Source organism: Streptomyces hokutonensis, from assembly GCF_042751305.1.
GTDB classification, from domain to species: Bacteria; Actinomycetota; Actinomycetes; order Streptomycetales; family Streptomycetaceae; genus Streptomyces; species Streptomyces hokutonensis_A.
Window position 1 is genome coordinate 117,196 of the sequence record NZ_JBHYWD010000011.1, and the last position, 25,384, is coordinate 142,579.

Sequence of the window (25,384 nt, forward strand, 5' to 3'; positions counted from 1 at the left end):
ATCCGCCCCGTTCGACGTCGAAGAGGTGCCATGCCGACCCTGGTTTCCGAAGTCTCGCCTCCGTCCCCCCAGCCGGACTCCCCGTCCCGTCACGTCACCGCCACCATCGTGCTGGCCTGCCTGGGAGTCTTCGTCTCCTATCTGCCGGTCGTCGGTGTGTCGGTGGCGCTTCCGGTGATCCAGCAGGCCCTGAACGCCTCCACCACCGGGCTCCAGTGGATCACCGACGCGTTCATCCTGCCGACCGCCGCCCTGCTGCTGACCTGCGGTGTCATCGGTGACCTCTTCGGCCGCAAGAAGATGTACCTGATCGGTCTGGCACTGTCCTGCGTCGGCTGTCTGGTCGCCCTCACCGCGCACAGCGTCGTCCAGGTCTGTGTAGGCCAGGCGCTCACCGGAGTCGGCACCGCCGCACTGCTCCCCGCGACCCTCGGCCTGATCAGCCACGTCTGCCCCGACCACCGCAAGCGGGCGGGCGCGATAGCCCTGTGGACGGCCGCCCTCGGCCTCGGCCTGACCCTCGGCCCCCTCTTCAACGGCCTGATCGTCGAACACGCAAGCTGGCGCTGGATCTTCCTGCCCACCCTGGCCATCGGCGCCCTGACGGTCCTGGTCGGCGCCTTCGTCCTGGTCGACTCCCGTTCCGACCGCGAACGCCACCTCGACATCCCCGGCCAGCTCCTCGCGATCGTCGCCATCACCGGCATCGTCTACGGCGTCATCGAGGGCGGCGGCGCTCCGGGCTGGGGCTCGGCGGAGGTCGTGACGGCGTTCGTCGTGGCCGCACTCGCCCTGCCGGCCTTCGTGGTCGTCGAACTGCGGTCCCGCTGTCCGATGTTGGACATGCGGCTGTTCAAGTCCACGGCGTTCTCCGGGGCCGCGTTCGTCATGGCGCTCACGCTGTTCGCCCAGGTCGGTCTCGTCTTCTCGCTCAGTGAGTACTTCGGCCTCGTCCATCACGCCTCGACCTGGGACATCGGGGTGCGCCTGATCGCCCTCAACGGCTTCACCGTCGTCCTGGGCCCGGTCGTCGGCCGGCTGATGCACCGCTTCTCGCCCGGCCTCGTGCTGGTGACCGGCCTGCTGGTCGGCGGTATCGGGGCGCTCCTGGTGAACCTGTTCGACGCCACCACCGGCACCGGCGAAGCGGCCCTGGTCATCGCGGTGTTCGGCATCGGTATCGCGCTGGCGATGGCCCCGATCACCACGATCGCCATGAACAGTCTGCCGCGCCGCCTCGGCAGCACCGCCGGCGCCGCCAACAGCGCGCTCCGCCAGATCGGCAGCGCCCTGGGCCCGGCCATCTTCGGCGTCATCCTCACCAACCGCACCCTGGAGACCCTGCCCGGCCACGTCGCCGCGTCCGGCCTGAGCCCGGCCGACCAGGGCCAGGTCATCGGCACGGTGAACGGCGTCGGCATCCAGGCGGGCGCCTTCCTGCACCTCAACTCCGGCGAGGCGACCGGCCAGGCCCTGGCCGCCTACGGCGCGAGCTTCACCGACGCGCTCCACACCTGCGCCCTCGTCGGCGGAGTCGGCATGCTCGTGGCAGCCGCCGTGGCCCTCGTCACGATCGGCGTCCGCGCCCGCGCCCCGCACACGGAGACGGAGCCCGCGGTCGCGACCCAACCGGCCGCCGGGGCAGCGGCCGTTGGCGAGGCCGGTTGACCAACAGCCGCTGTTCCAGGGGTGGTTGACCCTCGGCTACGACACCGACGGCCAACCACCCCTGCTGTACGGCCCGTTCAGGAACTGTCGTTGTCCAGCGCTGGCCCGAGGAGATGACAGAGCGAGTCGGCCAGCAGACGCAGCGGGTCCTTGGTTTCCAAGGGCCACTCGACGGCGATCCAGGCGGAGAAGAACGACTCGGTCTGCAGTACGGCCATCAGCGCACGCTGCCGGGCCTCCGCGGGATCGACTCCTCGCCACCGCCCGTAGTCGCCGACCAGCATGCCGACATACCGCTCGTGCGCCTCGACGTACTGCGTCCGCCCTTCGCCCGGGCTGCGCAGTGCCGACGGGGCCGCCGCGTTGGCGACCCGGCGGATGGGCGCCATCTCCCGCCAGCGGACCGCCGCCTCGTCGAGCCACGCCCGGATGCCCGCCGGCGTCCACCGGGGCAGCGCGGCCAGGTCGGCGTAGGCCTCGCCCATCAGGTGGTACAGGCGGTCCACCAGCGCGTCCACGATCTCGGCCTTGCCGGGGAAGTGGGCGTAGACCGTCACCCGGGTCACCCCCGCGGCCTGGGCGATGTCCTCCATCCGCGCCTCGAGAAAGGGCTTCTCGGTGAACACCGTGACGGCCGCTTCGAGCAGCCGGCGATGGGTGAGGATCTTCTGCTCTTCGCGCAGGTTCCTGCGGGGCGTCGGCTCCATCCGCCCAGTCTCTTGCATGACGCGACTATACGGCGGGTGGGGCGCGGTCTGCTTGGCGATGCTGCCCTGACCTGGTGTTTTGCTGAGGCCGACCGCTACGGCCTGTGGAAGGGCTGGTAGATCTTCCACAGCGCCGACGCCGCCATGACCGACTCCGCCGAGGGAGTTGGGGTGTGCGGCCATGGTGTTCGGGGCGGGGGCAGGGACTCGACCCACCGTTCGTCGCGGGGCCGGCACATGTCGTGGCCGATCGTCGGCGTGTAGGTGTCGGCGAAGGACGTATCCGCCCCGGCGGCCACCGCGTGACGCTCCAGCGCCCGGTCGGCCTGCTTCGTCGTGTCCCGCAGACAGGCGAAGTCGCCCTTGGCGAAAGGGACTTCGGCGCAGGCGACGGCGTCGTCGGGGGGAGCGCCGGATATCCGACGACGATCACCTTCGCGTGCGGGCTGCGCCGCCTGATGTCGGTGAGCACGTCGTGGAAGCGCCCCTCCATGGTGGCGACGCGCTCCGCCAGTACGTTCTTGCCGTCCGCCGTGAAGTACCGCTCGCACGGACTGCCGTCCCGGTCGGACGAGGCGAGGCGTGCGCAGGTGGCCAGCGCACTGGAGAAGCCGACGTCATTGCCGCCCAGCGTCAGGGTGACGAGTCTCGTGTCGGGGGGTGAGGGCGTCGATCTGCGGAGGTTTGCTGCCCCGGGCGTTCCAGAAGTCGCGTGTGGTGGCACCGCTGCAGGTGACGTCCTTGAAGGCGTGACGCGGCCCGACCACGGCGAAGAACCGGGCGATCAGACTGGGGTAACTGCCGCTCGTACGGTCGCACTCCGCGTCCTTCACCCCGGCCGGCCCGGCGCCCGAGGCGTAGGAATCGCCGAGCGCGACGTAGGGGGAACCACCGGTCTCGGCGGGCGTGGACGCGGCGGCCGACGTGACCACAACTGCCGTGGCGATACGGAGCTTTCGTGACCGTCGGCCGGGGAAACAACGCCTCCGCGCTCTCGTGGAACGGGATCGCCGCGGCGCGCTGTGCTGCCGGCGCCACCGCCTGCCGGAGAGCGGGCGGCCGGCTCCGTCGAGGGGCCGCGCGCTTTCTCGATGTGATCGAGGCTATGGCGAGGGCGGGGCGCCGTCCTCGTGCCGCGGGACGATCACCGGGTCCAACCGGAGACAGAGGCCTCCGTCGCGTCAGCTCGGTGTGGCCTGGAGATTGCGGGTGAGCAGTTCGACGGACTGCGGTACGCCGACGCGGTCGTCCCCCGTCTCCGGGAGTCGTCCGTCCGTCACTTTGAGATCGGTCAGAGCCCTGTCCATCGCCTCGTGCGCGGCAAAGAGACAGGGGGTGCTGTAGATCGCGACATCCACACCGAGTTCCGCCAACTCGCCCAGTGACAACCTGGGGGAGCGGCCACCGGCGATCTGGTTGAACAGCAGCGGCTTGTCGCCGATGGAGTCCCGGATCCGGCGGATCGCGTCGATGTCGCGCACTCCGTCCACCAGCACCACGTCGGCGTCGGTGGCGGCGAGCGCCTTGGCACGTGTGAGGATCTCGGCCTCGTCGGTCGCGTCGGTCCGGGCGACCACGGTCAAGTCGCCGGTCCGGCAGGCCAGTACGCGTTCGAGCTTGTCGAGGTACTCGTCGAGCGGGAGCAGCTGCTTGCCCGCCACATGACCGCACCGGCGCGGGCGCTTCTGGTCCTCCAGGATCACCCCCGAGGCACCGGCCCGCTCCAGCCGCCGTACGACATGACAGGCCACCTCCGGGTCGCCGTAGCCGTCGTCGATGTCCACGAGCAGGTGATGACGGGGGAAGGCCCAGCGGAGCCGTTCCGTGAAGGCCACCATGTCCGGCCAGGCGATGAAACCGATGTCCGGCAGGCCGTAGAAGGACGCGGCGAATCCGAACCCGGAGACGAAGAGGCCGTCGTAGTGCTGGGCGGCGATCGACGCCGAGTACATGTCGTACACACCGATCAGAGGAGTCGTGCCGGAAGCGGTGATCGCGCTGCGCAGTGCGCTGCCGTGAGGCATTGAACGGGTCCTCTTGTCTCTTGCGGCGGTTGTGATGTGCGCTTATGCAACGATCGTTATGTTTTGGGGTTACGCGGGCGTGCGGGACACCTGGCGGTAAAGGAGTGGCGTGGTGTCGCGCGTGCCGGGAAACTGCCTCGGTGACCCGCACCGTGCCGCCCCAACTGCTTCGGCCCCGGGCCCTGTTGTCCGGGGATCTCGTCGTCGTCGCCTCGCTGTCCGGGCCGTTGCACGCCGTCTACGAACCCGACCTCGAGCGGGCGGTGGTCGTGCTGGAGCGGATGGGGTTCCGGGTGCGGCGGGCGCCGCTTCTGCGGGCTGGGCGCCAGCGCTGGTGGAGTGCGGCTCGGCCGGTGGAGATCGCCGAGGAGTTCAATGGGCTGCTGCGAGATCCCGACGTGCGGGCGATCGTCGCGCACGACGGCGGTCAGACGGCGCTCGGTTACCTCGACCTGATCGACTTCGAGGCGGTCGTCGCCGACCCCAAGCCGATCCTCGGCTACAGCGACATCTCGCTGCTGCACCTGGTGCTCTACGCCCGCACCGGACTGGTCGGATTTCACGCCGACTTGGCCACTCCGGGACTCGGCGGCCACTGGCAGAGAGAGTCCGCCGCGCGCCAAGTCGTGCTTGAGCGGCTCTACTTGAGGCTGCTGACCGGGGGCGAGGCGATCGGTGCGCTGCCGGCCACCCCGCCCTGGGTGCTGGCGGGCCGGCCGTGCCGAAGGTCCGCTGGTCGGTGGGGTGATCAATCGCATCGTGCTGGCGCAGGCGACGCCGTACGCGCTGCCGCTCGAACGGTTCGACGGCGCCGTGCTGTTCTGGGAGGAGACGGGTGGCCAGGCGGCGTATGTGTGGAGCTATCTGCAGGTGCTGCGGCACTGCGGCGTTCTCGATCGGATCGCCGGCATGGTCGTGGGCGTCCCGCACGAGATCGACGGGCTGGGGACGCCCGGCGACGAATCCCCGACCCTGCGCGAGATAGTTCTCGATGTGCTCGGCGACCGTGACATCCCGGTCCTGGGCAATGTCGAGTTCGGGCATGCCGGGCCCAATCTGCCGATGCCGGTCGGTGTCCGTGCCCAACTGGACGCCGGGCAGCGGACGTTGTCGTTGCTCGAACCGGCGGTCGCCGTTTCGCAGGCCGATTTCTCGTCCGCCGCGAGGTCTGAGGGGTGACGTGACCGAGGCGTCACTTCGATCGTCATGCGTCATGCAGGGGAACAGCGGTAGATCCCACTGGAGTTGGTGCAGCGCCTCGCTGTCGGCGACGTCGAAGACGCTGATGTCGGCGTACTGACCGACGCACCGCCAGACGTGCACCCAGCGGCCCAGAGCGCTGCGACCGGGAACTCTGGGCGGGCGGTCTGCACAGTTCATCTCCGTCAAGGCCGTCCAGTACCACCTGACGCATGCCGACTCGAAGCTCGGCATCCACTGCCGAAGCGAACTCGCCGCGCAATTAAGGGAGTTGCCGTCGAGCGACTGACGTCGTCAGCGCAACACGGCCCAGGCAGCCGCGAGTTCCCGGACGTAGACCGTCGCCCGGACCTCCGCGCAGGCGCGTGACATACGGGCGCGCAGGGTGTCGAGGTCCGCTTTCATGAAACGCGCTGTCCTCGATGAGCTCGGAGGAACAGCGGGCGGTCGAAGCCATTGAGACACCGGCTTCGACCGCCCACGTGAGTCCACGGACATGGCCGGGCTGCCACAGGCGGCCGCCTGCACTGTGCACGGCTCGCCGGCGTCTGCCGAGGCGGCACGGTTCTCGGCGTGGCCCGGCGCACCCGGCCGGCCGGATGAGTCGGCCGGGCGCTGGGGAGAGGGGGCTGTCAGCCCATGTCCGTCAGGAGGGCGCTCAGTTCCTTCTCCTGCTGCGCAGGTGGCATCGGCGGGTTCGAGTGATCGATGCCGAAGGTCCCCAGCACCTTGTCCATCTGAGCGTCGATGGAGGTCCAGCCGGTGTTGTCCAGCGGCTGCAGCGATGCCTGGTCGGCATCCCACAGGTCACGCAGCGACTGGGCGGCCGCGTGCGCTCCCTTCTCGTTCCCGGAGCGTGCGTCCTTGAGCGAGGTGGAGGCGAGGTTCTTCAGCGCGGCGACCTTGGCGGGCGGGAACTTCTTCACAGCCTGGCCGGGAGCCATCTGGACGGCGGAGGTGTTGTCGGCCTCCGGCGCCGGGCCGGTGTGCGGCTGGTTGTGGGCCCAGATCAGCAGGCCCATGGTGGCGACGGCGAGCAGTCCGAAGCCGGCCAGACCGACGCGCTCCTTTCGCAGGTCGCCGGTGGCATGGGTGGCGTGGGCGGCCTCGTAGGTCTCGGTCACGTCCGAGCGCGTCACCGTCAGGTAGACCACGGTGGCCAGGATCAGGCCGAGGAAGATCAGGCTGGTGGTGAAGGTGCCCAGCGCGAGGCCGGTCGGCTCGCCCGGCTGAGCGACCTTCGGGGAGGCGAGCCAGTCGCCGATGTTCGCGCCCAGCGGGCGGGTCAGGATGTAGGCGAGCCAGAAGGACAGCACCGGGTTCGCGCCGGACTTCCACAGCAGCGTGATCGCCGCGATGAGGCCGAGCGGCAGCATCACCGAGGCACCCGGGCTCCAGCCGGTGAGCTCCAGGGTCCAGTCCCCGGTCGCGGTGCCGAGCGCGAAGGTGACGAGAACCGCGAGCCAGTAGAACGACTCACGCGGAAGCGTCGTGACCGAGTGGATCGAGAGGGTGCGCTCACGCAGCCACCACACGCCGAAGACCACGGCGAGCAGCACCGAGAACACGGCGGAGCTGATCCACAGCGGCACATTGAGCTGGTCGGTGAGGATGTCGGTGTACAGGGTGCCCGTGACACTGACAACGACCACGGTCAGCCAGTACGGGAACGGGACGTACCGCTTGAGCCGCATCTGGACGGCCAGGACCACGACGAACACCGCGGTGAAGATCCAGGCCGTGTTCACCAGGCCGACGCCCAGCTTCATGTTGATCCAGTCGGCGAAGCTCTCACCTACGGTGGTGCACAGGATCTTGATCACCCAGAACCAGATGGTGACCTCGGGGACCTTGTTGAGCATGAGGCGCCCGCTGCGTGGGCGTGCTTCCGTTGTCGTCGTCATGCAGGGAGGTTTACGGAGGGAACCTGCAAGCAACCTGACTACGTGGCCGCCTTCGCGGCCGGGAGGGTCACCTGGACGTGACCGCGGCCGTCCGCGATCGCCCGGACCTCCACGCCGGCCGAGGCGGCGATGCGCCGGACCACAGGCAGCCCCAGCCCGTACCCGTCCCCGCCGGTCACGCCCGCTTCGAAGACCCGGTCGACCTCAGCGGGATCGAACCCTGGGCCGTCGTCCAGGACATCCACCACGACGGCCTCGCCCTGGCTGCGCGCGGTGATCCACACACGGGACTTCGCATGCCGCAGGCTGTTCTCCAGCAGGGGTGACAGCAGCGCCACAGCGACGTCGGGCGCCAGAGCCACCTCGACCTTCGCCGGGAAGGCGACCTCGACCGCGCGGCTGCCGATCGCCTGCCGCGCGGCGGAGCGCAGATCACACCGGGTGCCCTCCTCCGTCCGTGCGCGCGCTGCGCGCAATATCGTCGTGATCGCCGCATTGAGGCGGTCGACCTCGCTCAGCACCACCTCCGGCACCACAGGCTCCCCGGACAGCTGCGCCAGCTGCGCCTCGCCCCGCAGGACCGTGAGCGGTGTGCGCAGCTCGTGGGCGATCTCGTCGGTGAGCCGCCGTTCGTCCGCCAGCGCGTTGTCAACGCGCTCCAGGAGCCGGTCCAGGGTCTGTCCCAGTTCCCCGAACTCGTCACGGGGGACTCCGAGGTTGAAACGGCGCCCGGGCTCGTGATGGCCCCAGTCGTCGGCGAGGGCGGCCATCTCGTGCACGACGCGCAGCGCGCGGTGCACCACGAGGTGCGCGACACCGCCGGCGAGGAGGATCGTGAGGCCGCCCAGAATCAGCGACAAGGTCAGGCTGCGCTGCTCGGACGTCTCGTACGGCGTGAGGTCCACCCGGACGATCACCATGACGTGGTGGCCGCCGGTCGGAACCGGCCGCGCGAACAGGAGGTAGTCGCCGACGGTCGCGGTCTGTGATCGTCCCGAGTCCGCCAGCTCCTCGACGCGCCCGACCACGCTCGGCGGCACGTCCCCGTCGACAAGACGGCCATCGGCATACACCCAGGCGACCTCGTCCAGCGCCTCGCTGCTGTTCTCCGTGAGCACGACACGGCCGCCCTTGACGCTGACGTTCGCCGCGACCGCCTCGGCGCGCGTACGGGCCAGATCGTGCGCGTCGGCATCCGTCACCCTGCTCAGCAGCACGTGCGAAACCACGACCAGGATCGCGACCACCGCGGTGGCGATCAGCACGGTGAGCGCGACGACGCTTCGGCGGAATCCCGTCATTGCCATCGGTAGCCCACGCCGCGGACGGTCGCCAGCCGCTCGGCCACACCCAGCGGACCGAGCTTGGTCCGCAGCCGGCGCACATAGGAGTCGAGGGTGTTGTCGCTGACCTGGGCCCCGTGCGGCCAGCCGGCGGCGACGAGGGCGTGTCGGCGTACCGCGTCGCCCTGCGAGGCGATCAGGCGGCCCAGTAGCCGGAACTCGGTCGGAGTCAGGCTCATGCTCACCGCGTCGTGGGTCACCACGTGCTTCGCCGGATCGAGGACGACCTCGTGCGGTGCGGACGCCACGGTGGCCCGGCGCAGCAGCGCCCGGACGCGGACCAGCAGTTCCGGGATGTCGAAGGGTTTGGTCATGTAGTCGTCGGCGCCGGCCTCGAAGCCGCCCACCTTGTGATGCAGGCCGTCCAAGGCGGTGAGCATCAACACCGGCACGTCGACGCCGCGAGCCCGCAGGGCCAGGCAGACATCGCGGCCGTCGGCGTCCGGCAGCCCGAGATCCAGGACGACCAGCTGCGGCGCCGGTGCCAGCTGCCGCAGCAGGCTGTCGGCCGTGGCGGCGACGGAGACGGTGTGGCCGTCGTGCTCCAGGGCGCGCTTGAGGATGCCGCGGACCGCCGCGTCGTCTTCGCACACCACGATGAAAGCCACGCGCTGACCCTAACCTCAACGAACCCGTCCAGGCCGCCGAGGCCGAGCACGGCCGTGGTCATGTGCACGCCTTGTGCACTGGCTCAGGTCACACGGAGCGTCCGAGCAGGTCAAACACGACGGCACTGTCTCCCATCGCTATACGCCATGTATGGTGAGGCGATGTCGCTATACGCCGTGTATAGCGAGCTGGTCGCTGGGGGTTCGTCGGATGAGCACGGCAGTGAACGGGGCGAGCCCCACGGAGACGTCCCCCGCGGCCCGCCGGAAGGTGTTGAAGGCGCTCAGCGGGCTGCTGCTCGCGCTGTTCGTGTCGACCCTCAGCAGTACGGTCGTCTCCAGTGCGCTGCCGAAGATCATCGGGGCGGTGCACGGATCGCAGACCCAGTACACGTGGGTCGTCACCGCGACCCTCCTCACCACCACGGCGACGACACCGATCTGGGGCAAGCTCGCCGACCTGTTCAGCAAGAAGATCCTCGTGCAGGCGTCCATCGCGGTGTTCGTACTGGGCGCCGTGGCCTCCGGGATCAGCCAGACCGCCGGGCAGCTCATCGCCTCGCGGGCCCTGCAGGGCGTCGGCGTCGGAGGCGTGCAGGCCCTCGTCCAGATATCACTGGCGGCGATGATCCCGCCCCGCGAGCGCGGTCGCTACAGCGGCTACCTCAGCAGTGTCACCGCGACGTCCACCATCGGCGGGCCGCTGCTCGGCGGGGTCATCGTCGACACCTCGTGGCTGGGGTGGCGGTGGTGCTTCTTCATCGGCGTGCCGATCGCCGTCGTATCACTGTTCCTGCTCCAGCGGACGCTGAATCTGCCCGTCATCCGCCGGGAGAACGTCAAAATCGACTACCTGGGAGCGACCCTGATCGCCGCGGGAGTCAGTGTGCTCCTGGTGTGGGTGTCCTTCGTCGACAACTCCTTCGGCTGGGGCTCCTGGCAGACCGGGGCCATGGTGGGCGGCGGGCTCGCGCTGATCGCCGTGGCCGTGCGGGTGGAGTCGCGGGCCGCCGAACCCGTCGTACCGCTCGACATCGTGCGGCAGCGGACGACGGCCCTGGCGATCGTCGGGAGCCTCGCCGTCGGTACGGCGATGTTCGGCGCCGCCGTCTTTCTCAGCCAGTACTTCCAGCTCAGCCGGGGGCACAGTCCGACCGAGGCCGGTCTGCTGACCATTCCGATGATGGCCGGCATCCTCGTCGCCTCCACCGTCGCGGGGCGGCTGATCAGCAGTACCGGGAAGATCAAACCGTTCATCATCACCGGCGCCGCCCTCCTCACGGTCGGCTTCGCCGGTCTCGGCGCCCTCGACTCCAGGACGCCGATCCTCCTGCTGAGCGTGGAGATGCTCTGCGTCGGGATGGGCGTCGGCATGACGCTGCAGAACCTGGTGCTCGTCGTGCAGAACACCGTGCCGTTGAAGGACATCGGCGCGGCCAGCTCCACGGTGTCCTTCTTCCGCTCGCTCGGCGGCACGATCGGTGTCTCCGTACTCGGCGCCGTACTGGCCCGGAGCGTCCAGGACCAGATCGCGCACGGTCTCGCCGACGCGGGACTGCGGAGCACCGCCACCGGATCGGACGCCATCGCCGTGCGGGACATCGTCCGTGCCGCCTACGGCGACGCCACCGCACAGATCTTCCTGCTCTCCGCCGGGGCGGCCCTGCTCGCGGTGATCGCCGCGATCCTGCTGAAGCCGGTCAGCCTGCGCAGCAGCCTCGACCTGACCGATAAGAGCGGGGAGGCGGCGGTGCCGGCGGAGGCGGGGTGACCGGCCCTTGGGTGTCCCGCTCCGCCCACCCGGCACTGGCTAAACTGGGCGGACACCGCAAGCCTTGAGGGGGAGTGGGGATGCCGCCGCACAGCTCTTCTGCGGCCGGGGTTCCGGACGAGGGCGACGAGCTGAGCGTGCCGCCCGTCCGGCAGGCGCTGTCGGACAGTGTGTACGAGAGCATCAAGGCGATGGTCATGGACCACGAGATCGCCCCCGGCGCACGGGAGTACATGGACTCGCCGACGGCGACGGGGATGCGGGTCGCCGCCGCGAGCCGGGTGTGCCCACTGATGTCGTCCGCGGGCAGCGGCTCCTCCAGCCAGTACGGGTCGTACGGCTCCAGCGCCGCCGCGAGCCGCAGCACCGAGGATCCCGTCTGCGACTGGTTGGCGTCGGTCATGATGTGCAGCGCGGGGCCCACGGCCTCGCGGACCGCGCGCAGGCGTTCCGCGTCCTCGGAGGGATGGGGGCGGCCCACCTTGATCTTTACGCCGGCCCAGCCCGACTCCTGGGCGCGCAGGGCGCCTTCGACCAGTTCCTCGGTGCTCAGGTGGAGCCGGCCGCCCTCGGTGTCGTAGACCGGCGCCTCCTGGCGGTGGGCGCCGGCCAGTCGCCACAGGGGCTCGCCCGTCCGCTTGGAGCGCAGGTCCCACAGGGCGGTGTCCACGGCGGCGAGGGCGAGCGAGGTGATGGCTCCGGTGGTGGTCGCCCGGGTCAGCGCGAACAGCCGCTGCCACAGCGCCCCGATATTGCGGGCGTCCTGTCCGACGAGGGCGGGCAGCAGGTGGTCGCGCACCAGTGCCAGTACGGAGGTGCCGCCGGTGCCGATGGTGCAGGAGTAGCCGGTGCCCGTGCCGCCGTCCCAGGTCTCCACGTCGACCAGGATCGTCTCCTGGTTGACGAACGACTGGACGGCGTCGGTGCGGTCCTGTTCGACGGCGATGTCGATCAGCCTGGCGGTCGCGGTCGTGATGATGCTCATCCGGCGGTTCCGATTTCTGTCGTGGGGATTGTGGGGGGCGGTCAGCCGAAGTTGAGGATCTTGTCGGCGAACTGCTGCTTCAGCTCTGCCGTCTTCGCCTTCCGGACGGTGTCGCAGGCCGAGACGTTCGCCCTGTCGACGACGAACGAACCGGAGTCCACCCGCACGCCGGGCGCGCGCATGGAGCACTGCTTCGTCCGCAGCAGCGCCAGCGCCCAGGCGCCGATCTCGGCCTGGCCGACCGGGCTCTGGACCACGGTCGCCGTGACCGTGCCCTGTCCGATGCGGCTGAGGATCTTGGCGTCGCCGTCGATGGCGACGATGCCCGTGATGGTCTGGAGGAGCTTCACCTTGCCGCCCGTCTCCCGCACGGCCTGGCCGACGCCCTCGCGGCTTTGCGGGCGGCTGGTTGGACGTCAGTCGAGAGGCAGAAGTCCGCCTCGTCCTTGTCTCCGGGCCGGGCAGGAACCGAGCGAAGCCACCGGGAAACCCTGGGACTTGAGGTCGGCGAAGGTCGAGTTGATGTCGGTGGGGGAGACGCCGAACACCCCGAACGCGTTGTAGCCGCGCGCCGCCACGGCGCCGAGGTCGTACGTCTTCCTCGCGGCGGCGCCCGCGCGGTCTTCCAGGGCTGAAAGTAGGGGTGCGCGCCGCCCGGCACCAGGGCCGACGAGGTCGAACCGGCCGACTGGGCACCCGAGTTGCGGTAGGTGAAGGCCGTCGTCCCGGCGCCGAGCAGCGCGACGGCGACAACTCCGGGCAGCACGGATCTGGTGGGGAAGCGCATGCCCGGCCCTCGCCGAATCACATAGGAAATGGATGCAGCGGTCGTGAGGCAGGAACCCTTGTGCGTCAAGGCTTGCGGCAACGGCAGGCGGGAATGGAGGTACCTCTGATCTTCGAAACGCCCGGCGGCCTAAAAAATCGTATGGGAAAGCAAACCTTTGAGCGCGGCGAGTTGACAGCCAAGAGCACCTAAGATGACTGGCCGTAGCGTTCGTCCCCACACAACGTCGCGTGCACCGCAGGGAGATCGACCATGGGTTCCGACGAGGTCTTAACCACACCGCCCGACAGCGCGCTCCTGGACGGCCGTTCGGCCGGCCCCACCGTGCCGCGTCTGGTCCTGGGCGCGCGGCTGCGCGAACTGCGGGAAGCGCGGCAGATTTCCCGTACGGCGGCGGGCGAGGTCATCCGCGCGTCAAGGTCCAAGATCAGCCGGATGGAGGCAGGCCGGCACGGATTCAAACTCCGTGACGTGACCGACCTGCTCACGCTCTACGGCGTCCGGGACGAGGGCGAGCGCGCCACCCTGCTGACCCTGGCGGAAGAGGCCAACGCCCCCGCCTGGTGGCAGTACTTCAACGATGTGGTGCCCACCTGGACGCAGGCCTACCTCGGGGCCGAACAGGCGGCGAGCCTCATCCGCTGCTTTGAGGTCCAGCGCGTGCCCCAGTTGCTCCAGACCCCGGACTACGCGCGCGCCTCCCTGCGGCTCGCCCACTCGGACGCTCGCGGGGAGGAGCTCGACCGGCGGGTCATGCTGCGGATGACCCGCCAGCGGATCCTGCGCCGCAGGCCGGCGGCGCAGCTCTGGGCCGTGATCGACGAGGCGGCGCTACGGCGCCCGGTGGGCGGCATCCGTACGATGCGCGCCCAGCTGAGGCATCTCATCGAGATCTGCCGGCTCCCTCAAGTCACCGTCCAGATCATGCCGTTCGTCGCCGGCGGCCACGCCGGGGAAGCCGGTCCGGTGACGATCCTGCGGCTGCCCGGCGGCCGGCTGCCCGACATGGTCTACCTCGAACAGCGCGTCACCGCCCTCTATCCAGACCGGCCGAACGAGATCGAGTGCTACTGGGACGTCATGAACCGTCTGGTGGTCGAGGCGGAATCGCCGGAGGAGACTCCGACGATCCTGCATCGCATCCTTCAGGAGACCTGAGCGGGGACGTGGACCGGGCCGGGCGGCGTCAGCGCTTGAGGGCTACGCCGCCGTACTGGTGCACCTCGGCGGGCAGGCCCCAGGCGCTGTCGTCGGGACGCCAGCGCGAGCACGAGGCCACACCCGGTTCGAGCAGTTCCAGGCCCTCGAAGAAGCCCGCGATCTGCTCGGGGCTGCGGAGGATGTACGGGATCGAACCGCCCTCGTTGTACTGCCGGATGGCGTCGACGTAGTCCTCGCTCGTGTTCGTGCTGTCGTACTGCACGAAATAGCTGCCGGCGGGCAGGGCCGCGACCAGCCGCCGCACGATCGAGCGGGCCTCGTCGTAGTCCTCGATGTGGCCCAGGATGCCCATCAGCATCAGCGCGACGGGCTGGTCGAAGTCCAGTGTCCTGGCCGCCTCCCGCACGATGGTGTCCGGGTCGCGCAGATCGGCGTCGACGTAGTTGGTGACGCCTTCCGGGGTGCTGGTGAGCAGGGCGCGGGCGTGTGCCAGCACCAGCGGGTCGTTGTCGACGTAGACGATGCGGCTCTCGGGGGCCACCCGCTGGGCGATCTCATGGGTGTTGTCCACGTTGGGCAGCCCGGTGCCGACGTCCAGGAACTGCCGGATGCCCTCCTCGGCGGCGAGATGACGTACGGCGCGGGCGAGGAAGTAGCGGGCGGCGCGGGCCCCGGTCTCGATGCCGGGGAAGATCTCGCGGAAGGCGTCGCCTGCGACGCGGTCCACTTCGTAGTTGTCCTTGCCCCCTAACCAGTAGTTCCAGATCCGGGCCGACTGCGGCACCGTCGTATCGAACTTGGAGAGCGCTTCCTGCTCGGAGCCGACTGCCTCGTCCGTCATGGTCACTCCTGTGTGTACGTGGTGAGAGCCACCGCGGTCGGAACCACCGCGGTGGGAGCCACGAAACCGTCGAACACCGGTCGTGGAGGCCCACGTTATTCCCCCACGCCTCGACTCATGCGCCCCGCCGGCCCCAACCACCCTTGTTCGGCCGCCCGTTGGCTTGTTTGCCACCCCGGGTGAACGGGAGTCAACGCTCTGCCGCGTGCCGGGTGAGGAATCCGATGAGCGCGGCCGTGGCGGCCAGCACCGCCACGCTGGTGAGGGCGGTGGGCAGCGAGTACCAGTCCGCCATGAACCCGATGGCGGGCGGCCCCAGGAGCATGCCGCCGTAGCCGAGGGTGGAGGCGATGGCGACTCCGTCGGGGCCGGCGAGGGTGCCGGCGCGTTCGACGGCGACGGGGAAGAGGTTGGCGAGGCCGAGCCCGGTGATCACGAAGCCGAGGACGGCCGCCCACAGGGTGGGCGCGAGCGCGCCGAGCAGCATGCCCACGGCGGCGGTCGTGCCGCCGGCCACGAGGGTGCGGGTCCGGCCGAGGCGTTCGAGCAGCCGGGTGCCGCTGAGCCGGCCGGCGGTCATGGCCAGCGCGAAGCAGGAGTAGCCGATGGCGGCGGCGCCGGCGGTGGCGTGGAGGTCCTGCTGCAGATGCAGGGCGCTCCAGTCGGCGAGGGCGCCTTCGCCGAAGGCCGTGCACAGGGCGATCAGGCCGAAGGTGACGACGAGGCCGCGGGTGCGGGTGTTCAGGCGGCGGGGCGCGGCCTCCTCCTTCGGTGAGTCCTCGTGCGATGCCGGAGGCTGGAGGCGGAGCAGGGGGCGGCCGATCAGGGCGGTGACGAGGAGGCCGAGCACGGTGAGGCCGAACAGGTGCTGCGTGGGGGTCAGGCTTCCCGCGACCAGCCCGCCCAGGCCGGCGCCGACCATGCCGCCGAGGCTGAACGCGGCGTGGAAGCTGGGCATGATCGGCCGCCGCATGGCCCGGACCAGTTCGACCGCCGCGCTGTTGAACGCGACGTTGATCCCTCCGTAGGCGGCGCCGAAGACCAGCAGGACGAGGCCGAGGGTGAGCGCGGAGTGGGTGAGCGGGGGGAGGGAGACGCTGAGGGACAGCAACACGGCGCAGGCGACGGTGACTTGGTGGTTGCCGTAGCGGTGGCAGAGGCGGCCGGTGAGCATCATGGTGACGACGGCGCCGGCGGAGACGCCGAGGAGGGCGAGGCCGAGGGTGCCGGCCGTGGCGCCGGTCTGCTCCTTGATGGCGGGGATGCGGACGACCCATCCGGCGAAGATGAAGCCGTCGAGGGCGAAGAAGGCGGTGAGGACGGCTCGGAGCCGGGTGAGGTCGGTGGGGGTGCCTGGCACGGCATTGTGCGTCCGGGGTTTGTTTATTTGCGGCACAAATTCAGGTTAGGTGGGTGCCGTGGCTGGGGCAAGGGACGTGGGGTGCGTTGAGGGATCGGCCCGGTGGGCGGTGGGGTCACGAGCGGTGGCCGTTGGGCGAGGTCTGCTGGTGGGCGGCGGTGTGGCGTTCCTGCGAGCCTGGCCGTCAGTTCACCGGCGGGGGAGTCCTGCCGGCGTCGTTCTGGACGCCACCGCCCTGGACGAAAGCGACATGCCGGCCATCAGGGCCGCCCTCGGGTACGTCGAACCGTACGTCGACGAGATCACCATCGCCGACCTCGCGGAGGCGCACGCCGCGACCGAGCTGTCGGCGCGCCGACGATGTGTCCGGCGCGCCGGGACCTCCTGGGTCCGATCGGCGTCCCGCTCCGCACACCACCCGGGCGCTGCACCTGGGGCGATCGCACTCTCGGCACCGCTGTCGCGGCTCACGATCCGCCGTGATCCGAAGGCGACCTCGACCGCTTCATGGCCACGCGCTTCATCAACGCCGTCCGAGCCTGCCTCAAGGAGGGTGGCTGGGCCCGCAAGGACTCCGAGCAAGAACAGGCGGGCGTCTTCCTCGTCGGCATCCACGGCCGTCTCTTCGAGGTCCACGACGACCGTCAAGTGGGCTAGCCCGCCGGGGGATACGCCGCTGTGGGCTCCGGGGACGACCTGGCTCTCGGCGCCCTCCACGCCGCCGCCGGGCTCGGCCTCGAACCGCGCGAGCGCCTGACTGCCGCCCTGCGTGCCGCAGATCATCGCAGCGCAGACGTCTCCGCCCCGTACACCTGCGTCAAGTCACCCCGCTGAACCATTCCCCGGCATGTGCGTCACTCCGTGCTGCGCAGGGCGAGCCAGGTCTCGTGGCCCACGATGCCGTCGGCGTCCAGCAGCTTGTCGCTCTGGAAGCTCCGCACCGCGGACTCGGTTCCGGCACCGAAGTCGCCGTCCACGCCTGTGCTCCCGACGCCGTAGCCGCGCTTCGTCAGCATGCACTGCACCTGCAGCACACGCTTGCCGCTGTCTCCCAGGCGCGTGCGTCCGTTCCCGTTGTAGTACGTGCAGTCCGAGATCCAGGCCGGGGTCGCGGGCTCGGTGGTGGGCGGACTGCTCGGGGACGAGGAGGGAGTAGCGGCGGCCGAGGCGCTGGGATCGGCATCGGGAGCGGAGGGAGTGCCGTGCACCGCCGGTGCGGCGGAGCCGGAATCCCGGGGGTTCGAGGCCGCGCCGTTCGGGTTCGCGGCGCCGTCGACGCTCTTGCCGGACGCGGCTCTCGCGTCCGAGGCTCCGGGTATCGGTGACAGGACGGGGCCGCCGGGCACGGTGCGGTCCGTCGTCGTGGCGGACCCCGGGCCGGATGCGGCGGGCGGAGCGTCATGGCGACTGAGCACGAAGACCCCCGCGGCCACCGCGCAGACGGCGATGCCCACGGCTACGGTCCGCACCGACTTCCTCCGTGCCCAGGTGCGGACCCCGCTCTCCTGAGGGCGTGCCGATGGTGTCCCGGAGGCGGCGTCGGCGGCCGCCGCCGGTGGTTCGAGAACGGGCGGACCGGGTCGGCCGCCCTGCCCGGCCGGTGCCGACGGCATCGCCATCGGCCGTTCGTCCGGAGACCCTAATCGGGCTTGCGATGCGACAGGGAGGTGGTACAGCACCTCGTACGCCCGCTGCCTGGCCAGCAGTTGGCCGGCGAGCGGCTCGGGCCACACGGTCGTTTCGGTGCGTTCCCCGGCGGCATCGGTCAGGTCCTGCCCTGTGGGCCGCCGTTCGGGCTCTTTGGCCAGGCAGGCGGTCAGCAACGAGCCGAGTGCCTCGTCCGCGGCCGAGATCTCGGCGATCAGCTCGGGATCCGGCTCCTCGAACGCCACCCGGTGCATCACGTCGACGCCCGTACCGTCGCCGAACGGGGCACGCCCCGCCGCCGCGTACACCAGGGTCCCGGCGAGTGAGAACACGTCCGACGCCGTGTCGGATCTGCCGGTCCGCAGGTGTTCCGGCGACATGTAGGCCGGAGTTCCCACCCGGACACCCGTGCCGGTGATCGTGCTGGCGTCCATGGCCTTCGAAATGCCGAAGTCGATCACATGGGCGCCCCCGACGGACAGCAGCACGTTGGACGGCTTCAGATCCCGGTGCACGATCCCCGTGGCCGCGAGGTCGGCCAGCGCCTGCCCCAGCTCCGCCACCAGACGCCAGACCGCGGCCGTCTCCAGGGCGCCGTGCTCACGTACGGCATACGCGAGATCGAGCCCCGGGAGGTACTCGGTGGCCATCCACAGCAACTCGTCCTGGAAGCCGGTGCCGCACAGTCTCGGTGTGTGCGAGGTGCTGACCCGTTCGTGCACCGACGCCTCACGCTCGAACCGGCGCCGGAAGCCCGGATCGTCCGCGTACTCCGGCCTGATCACCTTCACCGCGGCCAGACCGGGACCGCCGTCCGCCGGACGTGCGAGATAGACCCGTCCCATACCGCCGCTGCCGAGCAGCGCCAGCGGCACATAGGGGCCGATGTGGTCCGGGTCGCCGAGGCGCAGGGGTGAGGCACCGGTCTGCCGCACCGCGGCGGCCTCGTTCGTTGCCAAGTCCGGTGGCATCGGCCGCTGTTCTGACAAGGAACCCCCGAAGTGATGTGCGCCGTACGTCAGTTCGGCCCCAAGGAATCACGAGGCTAGCCGAGCGGTGGCGTACGTTCTGGGTTTCCCGCACTTCCGTTGACGGCGGGGATGCGGACGACCCGTCCTCGGCGGTCGCGGGCAACCTTCTAACAAAACAATCATCAAAATTGTCAACAATCCTGGGCCTCCTTGCCTACAGTCAGGGACTCGACCGAGCCGCACAAGCAACCCGCTGTACAAGGAGGTCTACGGGTGGAGATCAACCGCAGAACCGTTATCCGGGGCGCAGCCGTCATGGCCGCGTTCGGAGTCGCCGAGGGCGCGGCGGGCACGGCGTTCGCCGGTACCTCGTCGTCCGACAGCTCGTCGACCGCGTCCTCGGCGTACTCGCTGGAGTTCGATTCCACCGCCTGGTCGTACGACGCGACCAACGACGTGTACTACCAGCTCGGGAAGGTGTACGTCGCCAACCCGGCCGCGACGGACTACGAGAACCTGTCGATCTATGTGCCGGGCGCCTATCTGACGGCCACCGCGAACAGCGACGGCACCACATACACCGCGAAGCTCAACCGCAAGGGCACCGTCGGCCAGTACTCGGGAGGCACGGCGCCGATCGTGATCCCGGTCAACACCCCGGGCTACGCCCAGCAGGCGCCGGCCACGTCCTACAGCTACAGCAGCGTGTCGCAGTACCTCAAGGCCGGGCTCGTCTACGTGTGGCCGGGCCTGCGCGGCCGGGACAGTTCGACCAGCACCCGCTCCGACGCGGCACCCTGGGGCGTGACCGACCTGAAGGCCGCGATCCGGTTCCTCCGCTACAACGAGAGCGTCCTGCCCGGCAGCACGGACGACATCGTGCTATTCGGCATGAGCGGCGGCGGCGCCCAGGACACCGTGGCGGGCACCTCCGGTGACAGCCCCCTGTACCACCCCTACCTGCGCACGATCGGCGCGGCGATGGAGGACGCCCAGGGCCGCCCCCTCAGCGACGCGGTCGCCGGCGTCATGGCCTGGTGCCCGATCACCAACCTGGCCGAGGCCAACCTGTCCTACGAGTGGAACATGGGCCAGTTCGCCTCGACCGGCACCCGCGCGTCCACCACCTGGACCAGCGCCTACTCGGCCGACCTCGCGAAGGCCTGGCCCAGGTACCTCAACCGCCTGGGGCTGCGCGACGAGCACGGCAGGCGCCTGGAGCTCACCGAGTCCACCAGCGGCACCTACCTGGCCGGCAGCTACTACGACCACCTGATCGAGGTGATCACCACCTCGCTGAACAACTTCCTGTCGGACAACACCTTCCCGTACACCATCACCACGCAGGGCGGCCCGCCCGGATCGGGCCAGACGGGGACCTCGACGACGTACGAGACGGTCGACGACTACATCGCCTACCTCAACACCGGCAGCACCTGGGTCACTTACGACGCCACGACCAACACCGCGACGGTGTCCGGCCTCGAAGGCTTCGTCAACAGCCAGAAGAACGCGAACAAGCCGGTCGGCGCCTTCGACGGGGTCTCCCGCGGGCAGGGCGAGAACAGCGTCTTCGCGATGGGGCTGGGCGTCCCCTCGCACTTCGCGCCGCTCACGCGTGACGTCGTCAAGGCGAACGAGACGACGTACGCCACGTACTCCGACTGGGACTCCGCCTACGGCGCCGCGGCCTACGACACCGACTTCGCGAAGAAGGACAGCGTCGGCAAGGACATGGCCTGGCGGGCCGACGCGTACAACCCGCTGTACTTCCTCTCGCCCGCCTTCCCCGGCTACCGGCAGTCGAAGGTGGCGCGGCACTGGCGCATCCGCACCGGCATCATGCAGGGCGACACGGGCAACACGACCGAGATCAACCTCCGGTTGGCCCTGCGGAACTACGGCATCCGCGACGTCGACTTCGCCACGGTGTGGGCCATGGCGCACACCATGGCCGAGCGCACCGGTGACGCGACGACGAACTTCATCAGCTGGGTGGAGTCCGTCGTCAAGAAGTGACGAGCGGTTCTGACACACCGGGTGCCCTACCGACGAGCGTCGGCCGGGCACCCGGCGGTGTGTTCTCGCCCGGCCAGGGCCACGGCCGTGATCGAGGGCCACCGATGAGTTTTGCCGAAGGGGCCGGTCTACCAGGACGTACATCATCGAGCCACTGACCGGAGACCCATCATGACCACTCCCGCACACCCCGGCCGCATGCTGTTCCTGAACATCCCCGTGGTGGACCTGGAGCGCAGCAAGGCGTTCTTCGCCAAGCTCGGGTTCAGCTTCAACCCGAAGTTCACCGACGAGACCGCCACCTGCATGCTGGTCGGCGAGCAGGCCTTCGTCATGCTGCTCACCCGCGAGAAGTTCGCGGAGTTCGCGAAGCTGCCGCTGGCCGATCCCACCACCCACACGCTGGCGCTCTACTGCTTCAGTGTGTCCTCCCGCGAGGAGGTCGACGCGGTCAGCGCCGCCGCACTCGCGGCGGGCGGCACCGAGGTGGACGGCGCCGAGGACTACGGTTTCATGTACTCACGCAGCTTCTACGACCTCGACGGCCACGGCTGGCAGGTCATGTGGATGGACCCGGCGGCGGCCGAGCAGGGCCCCGAGGAGTTCGCGGCCTCCGCGCAGGACGCCGAGGTCCGGGCCTGACCCGAGAGGTCGGAACCCTCTTTCGGAGTTCGGTGGTCCGCGCATGTCGAGAACGGGCCACCGACTCCGTCCCAGGGACGGCAGCGGTCGCCACCGGCCGCAAGAGGAAGAGGGAGAGAGCCGGCATGGCGATTCAGCGGATGGACAACGTCGGCATCGTCGTCGAGGACATGGACGCTGCCATCGCGTTCTTCGTGGAGCTCGGAATGGAGCTGGAGGGCAGGGGAGAGGTCCAGGGCCTCTTCGCCGACCAGTGCACCGGACTCGACGGCGTCCACTGCGACATCGCGATGGTCAGGACCCCGGACGGCCACAGCCGGCTCGAACTCGCGAAGTACCGCAGCCCCGCGGCGATCAGCGACGGGCCGCGCAACCGGCCGCACAACATCGTGGGCACCCACCGCGTCATGTTCGCCGTCGACGACATCAAGGACACCGTCGCCCGCCTGCGCCCGCACGGTGCCGAACTCCTCGGCGAGATCGCCCGGTTCGAGGACATCTACCTGCTCTGCTACGTCCGCGGCCCGGAGGGCATCATCGTCGGCCTGGCCGAGCAACTGGGCTGAGAGCGGATCCGAGAACGGACGCCTGACCTGCGATCACCTCACCCAGGTGCGGGAATGGCCGGTGACCTGCCCCGCGTTGCCACGACCATGACGACGAACTCGCCCCGGCCAGAGGTGCTGCGCTACACCGCCTTCTCCAGCGACCCGTCCGGCGGGAACCCCGCCGGCGTCGTTCTGGACGCCACCGGCCTTGCCGACAGCGACATGCTGGCCATCGCCGCAGAGCTCGGATACTCGGAGTCCGCGTTCCTGACCGCGCCCCCGGAGGACCTCGCCGCTCGGGAGGGGCGGTCGTACCGCATCCGGTACTTCAGCCCCAAGGCCGAGGTGCCGTTCTGCGGACACGCCACCGTCGCGACCGCCGTCGCACTGGCCGAACGGATTGGCACGGGTGAGCTGGTGTTCGCGACACCCGCAGGCACCGTCCCGGTCGAGGTGACCGAGGAGAACGGGACGCTCCGCGCCACACTCACCAGCGTCGAACCGCACACCGAGGAGATCGCCGACGCCGACCTCGACGAGGCGCTCGCCGCGCTCGACTGGCCGAGAGCCGATCTCGACCCCGCCTTCCCGCCCCGTATCGCCTTCGCCGGCGCCCGCCATCTCGTGCTCGCGGCGGCGACCCGCGCCCGACTCGCGGATCTCGCCTACGACTTCGGGCGCCTCGAAGCCCTGATGCACCAACTAAACCTGACCACGGTCCAGTTGGTGTGGCGGGAGTCGCCCACCGTCTTCCACGTCCGTGACCCCTTCCCCGTCGGCGGCGTCGTCGAGGACCCGGCGACGGGCGCGGCGGCCGCCGCGTTCGGCGCGTATGCGCGCGAACTCGGCCTGGTCCCCGAGGACTCCATCCTCACGCTGCACCAGGGCGAGGACCTGGGCCGCCCCGGCGAACTCACCGTGACGCTGCGCGCCGGCGACCCCCGCGTCCGGGTCGGTGGCGAGGGAGCACGCATCGGCTGACGCGCGGGCCGTCATGACGGCGCACGGGTCCGTCCATCCCCGGTGTTCGGCGGCCAACGAGCCGATACGCTGCAAGACAGCCATGTCGGGGGCGGGGCTGGGGGCGTGGACATGGATCCGCGAATGCAGTTGTCGGTGGGCGGGTACGTTCCCGAGCGCGAGCTGGGCCGCGGCGGACAGGGCGTGGTGTGGCTCGCTAGGGACCGGGCGGGACAGCAGGTCGTGGTGAAGTTCCTGCTGCCGGGCAAGGAGTACGACGAGGTCGCGCTCGCCCGGGTACGCCGGGAGTTCGGCGCCGCGAGCCGGGTCGGTGAACTGGCCACGGCCCGGGTCCTCGACGCGGACCTCACCGGCCGGCATCCGTACATCGTCAGCGAGTTCGTCCCGGGGCCGACGATCCACCAGCACGTGACCGCAGGTGGCCCGCTGTCCTCGGGGCGGCTGCAGTCCCTGGCGCTGGCCGTAGCGCACGCGCTGGCACAGGTGCACCGAGCCGGTGTCGTGCACCGGGACATCAAACCGTCCAACATCCTGCTCTCCCCGGACGGACCGCGGATCATCGACTTCGGCATCGCCCGCGACGACCGTCTGCTGGAGTCGGCGCTCACCACACCGGGCAGCGTGCTCGGCTCACCCGCGTACATGTCACCCGAGCAGGTCAAGTCACTCCGCGTCACCAGCGCCACCGACGTGTTCTCCCTCGGCGGCGCGCTGTACTTCGCCGCCACGGGGAGACACCCCTTCGAGGGGGAGAGCGACTACGAGGTCCTGGTCGCCGTGTCCACCCGCGACGCGGATCTCACGGCGGTACCGGAACCGGTCCGCTCGGCCATCGCCGACTGCCTCCGCAAGGACCCGGCGGAACGCCCCACCGCCGCCCAACTCATCACCCGGCTCGCGGAAGCGGCAGAAGCGGTGGAGTCGGCGGACGGCGCGCGTACGGAGACGAGCACGCCACAGCCCGGACACGGCGGCGAAAGCAGTGGCTCCGGTCCCGCCGCCGACCCCGTTCCCGCCCCCGGCAGAAGCGCCAAACAACTACGTCTGTGGGGTTTCGCGGCCGGCAGTGCCGCGGTGGCCGTCCTGCTCGCCATCGTGCTCAGCACCACCTCGGGAGGATCGGCGACGGAGAACGGCCCGCAGACGCACGGCTCCGGGAGTTCCACTGGCTCCCAACCCCTCACGTACACCGACGACTTGACCGATTCGGGCGACTGGTCGTACAAGGACCCGACCCTGGCGAAGATCACGCACAAGGGCGGGACCATGCTGGTGGATCCCAAGTCCGAGCTGGAGGTGTGGCCGCAGGCCCCCTTCGACCCGTCGTCCTTCGCGGTACGGCTGAGCACCCAGACGGAGTGGTACGGCGGTGAGGGCGGGGTCGGGTTGTGGTGCGACGGCTCGGGGGACTTCCGCAAGGGCTCCCGCTGGGCTACCTATCTGACGACAGATCAGGAGGCCCTGATCGTGCGGGAGTTCAGGTACAAGGGAGCCTTCCAGCACGACCGGGTCGTCGAGGTCGACCTCGCGGACCTGGGCCTGGAAGTGGAGACCGGGCAGGAGGTCGACATGGCGATGACCTGTTCCTCCGCCGGCACGGGCCGGATCAAGGTGGAACTCGCCGTCAACGGCACCCGGGTGGCCTCGTACACGGGCGTCGCCTTCGACGCGCGGGGCTGCGGGGTTGCCGCCTTCCACTACAGCGCGACCGACCCGCGCGGCACGGCCTTCCACGCGGGCTTCGAGCGCTTCATCGCGTCGGAGCTGCCGACGAGTTGACCCTCCGATCCACTCGCCCGACTGACGGTCCATGACCTGTCGGTGCCCCATGGCACGATCACCGGCATGACATCGATCGACGGGCGGATCGTCCTGGAGACGGCCGCCGAGTACGGCGTTCCCGGCCCCGTGGCACGGGAGTTGACGGCTCGGGCCCGGCTCTGCCCGTACCTGCTGGAGCACAAGGAAGTGTCCGTGTCCCAGCGGGAGTCGGCACGCCCGGCCGCGCGGACCGGCCCGCGACATCCTGGACGTTGAGGGAACCGAGGAGGCCCTGGAGATCGTGGGCACACGGGAGGACATCGCCGCCGGACGGTGGACGAGACCAAACGGTTCGTCCGTCCCCAGGCCGGCTGCATCTCTGCTGCCTGCTCCTGCTCGAGCTCGCGCTGCTCACCGTGCTGGCAACGACCCCGCCCTTCTTTCTTGCCGAGCTCT

The 25,384-nt window shown here is 70.0% G+C and carries 24 protein-coding genes and 3 pseudogenes; 13 read left to right on the forward strand and 14 right to left on the reverse strand.

The window, feature by feature from the left end; genetic code table 11:
• The first annotated feature begins 30 nt into the window (after positions 1 to 30).
• A complete protein-coding gene (locus ACFXC1_RS27950; protein WP_381247176.1) occupies positions 31 to 1,668 on the forward strand; it encodes an MFS transporter in 1,638 nt (545 codons plus the stop codon).
• A 77-nt stretch (positions 1,669 to 1,745) separates the two neighbouring features.
• Here the strand turns inward: ACFXC1_RS27950 and ACFXC1_RS27955 are convergent, their stop codons facing one another.
• The 4 genes from ACFXC1_RS27955 to ACFXC1_RS27970 form a co-directional block, all read right to left on the reverse strand.
• Entirely contained in the window at positions 1,746 to 2,393 is a 648-nt protein-coding gene (locus ACFXC1_RS27955) for a TetR/AcrR family transcriptional regulator (protein WP_381247178.1), read from the reverse strand.
• Between the two features lie 77 nt (positions 2,394 to 2,470).
• Entirely contained in the window at positions 2,471 to 2,674 is a 204-nt protein-coding gene (locus ACFXC1_RS27960; protein ID WP_381247181.1) for an SGNH/GDSL hydrolase family protein, read from the reverse strand.
• 318 nt (positions 2,675 to 2,992) lie between these two features.
• Positions 2,993 to 3,307 (reverse strand): SGNH/GDSL hydrolase family protein, encoded by a 315-nt coding sequence (locus ACFXC1_RS27965; protein WP_381247184.1) that lies wholly within the window; start codon positions 3,305 to 3,307, stop codon positions 2,993 to 2,995.
• 249 nt (positions 3,308 to 3,556) lie between these two features.
• A complete protein-coding gene (locus ACFXC1_RS27970; RefSeq protein ID WP_381247186.1) occupies positions 3,557 to 4,399 on the reverse strand; it encodes an isocitrate lyase/PEP mutase family protein in 843 nt (280 codons plus the stop codon).
• A 44-nt stretch (positions 4,400 to 4,443) separates the two neighbouring features.
• On the opposite strand from ACFXC1_RS27970, the pseudogene ACFXC1_RS27975 reads away from it, so the two are divergent.
• Positions 4,444 to 4,905, forward strand: a pseudogene (locus ACFXC1_RS27975) (LD-carboxypeptidase); the annotation flags it as partial.
• 238 nt (positions 4,906 to 5,143) lie between these two features.
• The gene (locus tag ACFXC1_RS27980) at positions 5,144 to 5,578 is read left to right on the forward strand and encodes a hypothetical protein (RefSeq protein ID WP_381247189.1); all 435 of its coding nucleotides are present in this window, start codon (positions 5,144 to 5,146) and stop codon (positions 5,576 to 5,578) included.
• An 87-nt stretch (positions 5,579 to 5,665) separates the two neighbouring features.
• Here the strand turns inward: ACFXC1_RS27980 and ACFXC1_RS27985 are convergent.
• The 4 genes and pseudogenes from ACFXC1_RS27985 to ACFXC1_RS28000 form a co-directional block, all read right to left on the reverse strand.
• Positions 5,666 to 5,833, reverse strand: a pseudogene (locus ACFXC1_RS27985) (muconolactone Delta-isomerase family protein); the annotation flags it as partial.
• Between the two features lie 398 nt (positions 5,834 to 6,231).
• A complete protein-coding gene (locus tag ACFXC1_RS27990) occupies positions 6,232 to 7,503 on the reverse strand; it encodes a COG4705 family protein (RefSeq protein WP_381247192.1) in 1,272 nt (423 codons plus the stop codon).
• A gap of 38 nt (positions 7,504 to 7,541) precedes the next feature.
• A complete protein-coding gene (locus ACFXC1_RS27995; RefSeq protein WP_381247195.1) occupies positions 7,542 to 8,804 on the reverse strand; it encodes a sensor histidine kinase in 1,263 nt (420 codons plus the stop codon).
• Positions 8,801 to 9,454, reverse strand: a complete 654-nt coding sequence (locus tag ACFXC1_RS28000) for a response regulator transcription factor (RefSeq protein ID WP_381247198.1) — start codon at positions 9,452 to 9,454, stop codon at positions 8,801 to 8,803. The genes ACFXC1_RS27995 and ACFXC1_RS28000 overlap by 4 nt, the downstream gene beginning before the upstream one ends.
• A gap of 211 nt (positions 9,455 to 9,665) precedes the next feature.
• Between ACFXC1_RS28000 and ACFXC1_RS28005 the strand changes: the two genes are divergently transcribed.
• The gene (locus tag ACFXC1_RS28005) at positions 9,666 to 11,225 is read left to right on the forward strand and encodes an MFS transporter (RefSeq protein WP_381247201.1); all 1,560 of its coding nucleotides are present in this window, start codon (positions 9,666 to 9,668) and stop codon (positions 11,223 to 11,225) included.
• On the opposite strand, the gene ACFXC1_RS28010 is transcribed toward ACFXC1_RS28005, so the two are convergent.
• Together ACFXC1_RS28010 and ACFXC1_RS28015 are read right to left on the reverse strand one after the other, a co-directional pair.
• Positions 11,155 to 12,210, reverse strand: coding sequence for a mandelate racemase/muconate lactonizing enzyme family protein (locus tag ACFXC1_RS28010; RefSeq protein WP_381247203.1), 1,056 nt, complete (start codon positions 12,208 to 12,210; stop codon positions 11,155 to 11,157). The two genes, ACFXC1_RS28005 and ACFXC1_RS28010, sit on opposite strands and share 71 nt — an antisense overlap.
• Positions 12,211 to 12,251: 41 nt before the next feature.
• Positions 12,252 to 12,997, reverse strand: a pseudogene (locus tag ACFXC1_RS28015) (hypothetical protein).
• Positions 12,998 to 13,249: 252 nt separating this feature from the next.
• Here ACFXC1_RS28015 and ACFXC1_RS28020 point away from each other — a divergent pair.
• Positions 13,250 to 14,155, forward strand: a complete 906-nt coding sequence (locus ACFXC1_RS28020; protein WP_381247206.1) for a helix-turn-helix domain-containing protein — start codon at positions 13,250 to 13,252, stop codon at positions 14,153 to 14,155.
• A 28-nt stretch (positions 14,156 to 14,183) separates the two neighbouring features.
• Here the strand turns inward: ACFXC1_RS28020 and ACFXC1_RS28025 are convergent, their stop codons facing one another.
• The 3 genes from ACFXC1_RS28025 to ACFXC1_RS28035 form a co-directional block, all read right to left on the reverse strand.
• On the reverse strand, positions 14,184 to 14,999 hold the full coding sequence (locus ACFXC1_RS28025) for an SAM-dependent methyltransferase (protein WP_381247209.1): 816 nt from the start codon (positions 14,997 to 14,999) through the stop codon (positions 14,184 to 14,186).
• A 190-nt stretch (positions 15,000 to 15,189) separates the two neighbouring features.
• The gene (locus ACFXC1_RS28030; RefSeq protein ID WP_381247211.1) at positions 15,190 to 16,359 is read right to left on the reverse strand and encodes an MFS transporter; all 1,170 of its coding nucleotides are present in this window, start codon (positions 16,357 to 16,359) and stop codon (positions 15,190 to 15,192) included.
• A gap of 184 nt (positions 16,360 to 16,543) precedes the next feature.
• Complete coding sequence (locus tag ACFXC1_RS28035; protein WP_381247214.1) at positions 16,544 to 16,690, reverse strand: hypothetical protein; 147 nt, start codon at positions 16,688 to 16,690, stop codon at positions 16,544 to 16,546.
• A 176-nt stretch (positions 16,691 to 16,866) separates the two neighbouring features.
• Between ACFXC1_RS28035 and ACFXC1_RS28040 the strand changes: the two genes are divergently transcribed.
• Together ACFXC1_RS28040 and ACFXC1_RS28045 are read left to right on the forward strand one after the other, a co-directional pair.
• Entirely contained in the window at positions 16,867 to 17,016 is a 150-nt protein-coding gene (locus tag ACFXC1_RS28040) for a hypothetical protein (RefSeq protein WP_381247217.1), read from the forward strand.
• Between the two features lie 21 nt (positions 17,017 to 17,037).
• Complete coding sequence (locus ACFXC1_RS28045) at positions 17,038 to 17,193, forward strand: hypothetical protein (protein WP_381247219.1); 156 nt, start codon at positions 17,038 to 17,040, stop codon at positions 17,191 to 17,193.
• 20 nt (positions 17,194 to 17,213) lie between these two features.
• Here the strand turns inward: ACFXC1_RS28045 and ACFXC1_RS28050 are convergent, their stop codons facing one another.
• Complete coding sequence (locus ACFXC1_RS28050; RefSeq protein ID WP_381247222.1) at positions 17,214 to 18,977, reverse strand: protein kinase domain-containing protein; 1,764 nt, start codon at positions 18,975 to 18,977, stop codon at positions 17,214 to 17,216.
• Between the two features lie 273 nt (positions 18,978 to 19,250).
• Here ACFXC1_RS28050 and ACFXC1_RS28055 point away from each other — a divergent pair, with 273 nt between their 5' ends.
• From ACFXC1_RS28055 to ACFXC1_RS28080, 6 genes are all read left to right on the forward strand, one after another.
• Positions 19,251 to 20,996, forward strand: coding sequence for an esterase (locus ACFXC1_RS28055; protein ID WP_381247225.1), 1,746 nt, complete (start codon positions 19,251 to 19,253; stop codon positions 20,994 to 20,996).
• 171 nt (positions 20,997 to 21,167) lie between these two features.
• Positions 21,168 to 21,638: a VOC family protein gene (locus tag ACFXC1_RS28060; RefSeq protein ID WP_381247228.1), complete on the forward strand. Its 471-nt coding sequence runs from the start codon at positions 21,168 to 21,170 to the stop codon at positions 21,636 to 21,638.
• Positions 21,639 to 21,763: 125 nt separating this feature from the next.
• Positions 21,764 to 22,204, forward strand: a complete 441-nt coding sequence (locus tag ACFXC1_RS28065; RefSeq protein WP_381247230.1) for a VOC family protein — start codon at positions 21,764 to 21,766, stop codon at positions 22,202 to 22,204.
• An 87-nt stretch (positions 22,205 to 22,291) separates the two neighbouring features.
• Positions 22,292 to 23,167: a PhzF family phenazine biosynthesis protein gene (locus ACFXC1_RS28070; RefSeq protein WP_381247766.1), complete on the forward strand. Its 876-nt coding sequence runs from the start codon at positions 22,292 to 22,294 to the stop codon at positions 23,165 to 23,167.
• Between the two features lie 111 nt (positions 23,168 to 23,278).
• Positions 23,279 to 24,946, forward strand: coding sequence for a serine/threonine-protein kinase (locus ACFXC1_RS28075; protein WP_381247233.1), 1,668 nt, complete (start codon positions 23,279 to 23,281; stop codon positions 24,944 to 24,946).
• Positions 24,947 to 25,012: 66 nt separating this feature from the next.
• The gene (locus ACFXC1_RS28080) at positions 25,013 to 25,204 is read left to right on the forward strand and encodes a hypothetical protein (RefSeq protein ID WP_381247235.1); all 192 of its coding nucleotides are present in this window, start codon (positions 25,013 to 25,015) and stop codon (positions 25,202 to 25,204) included.
• Positions 25,205 to 25,384: the final 180 nt, after the last annotated feature.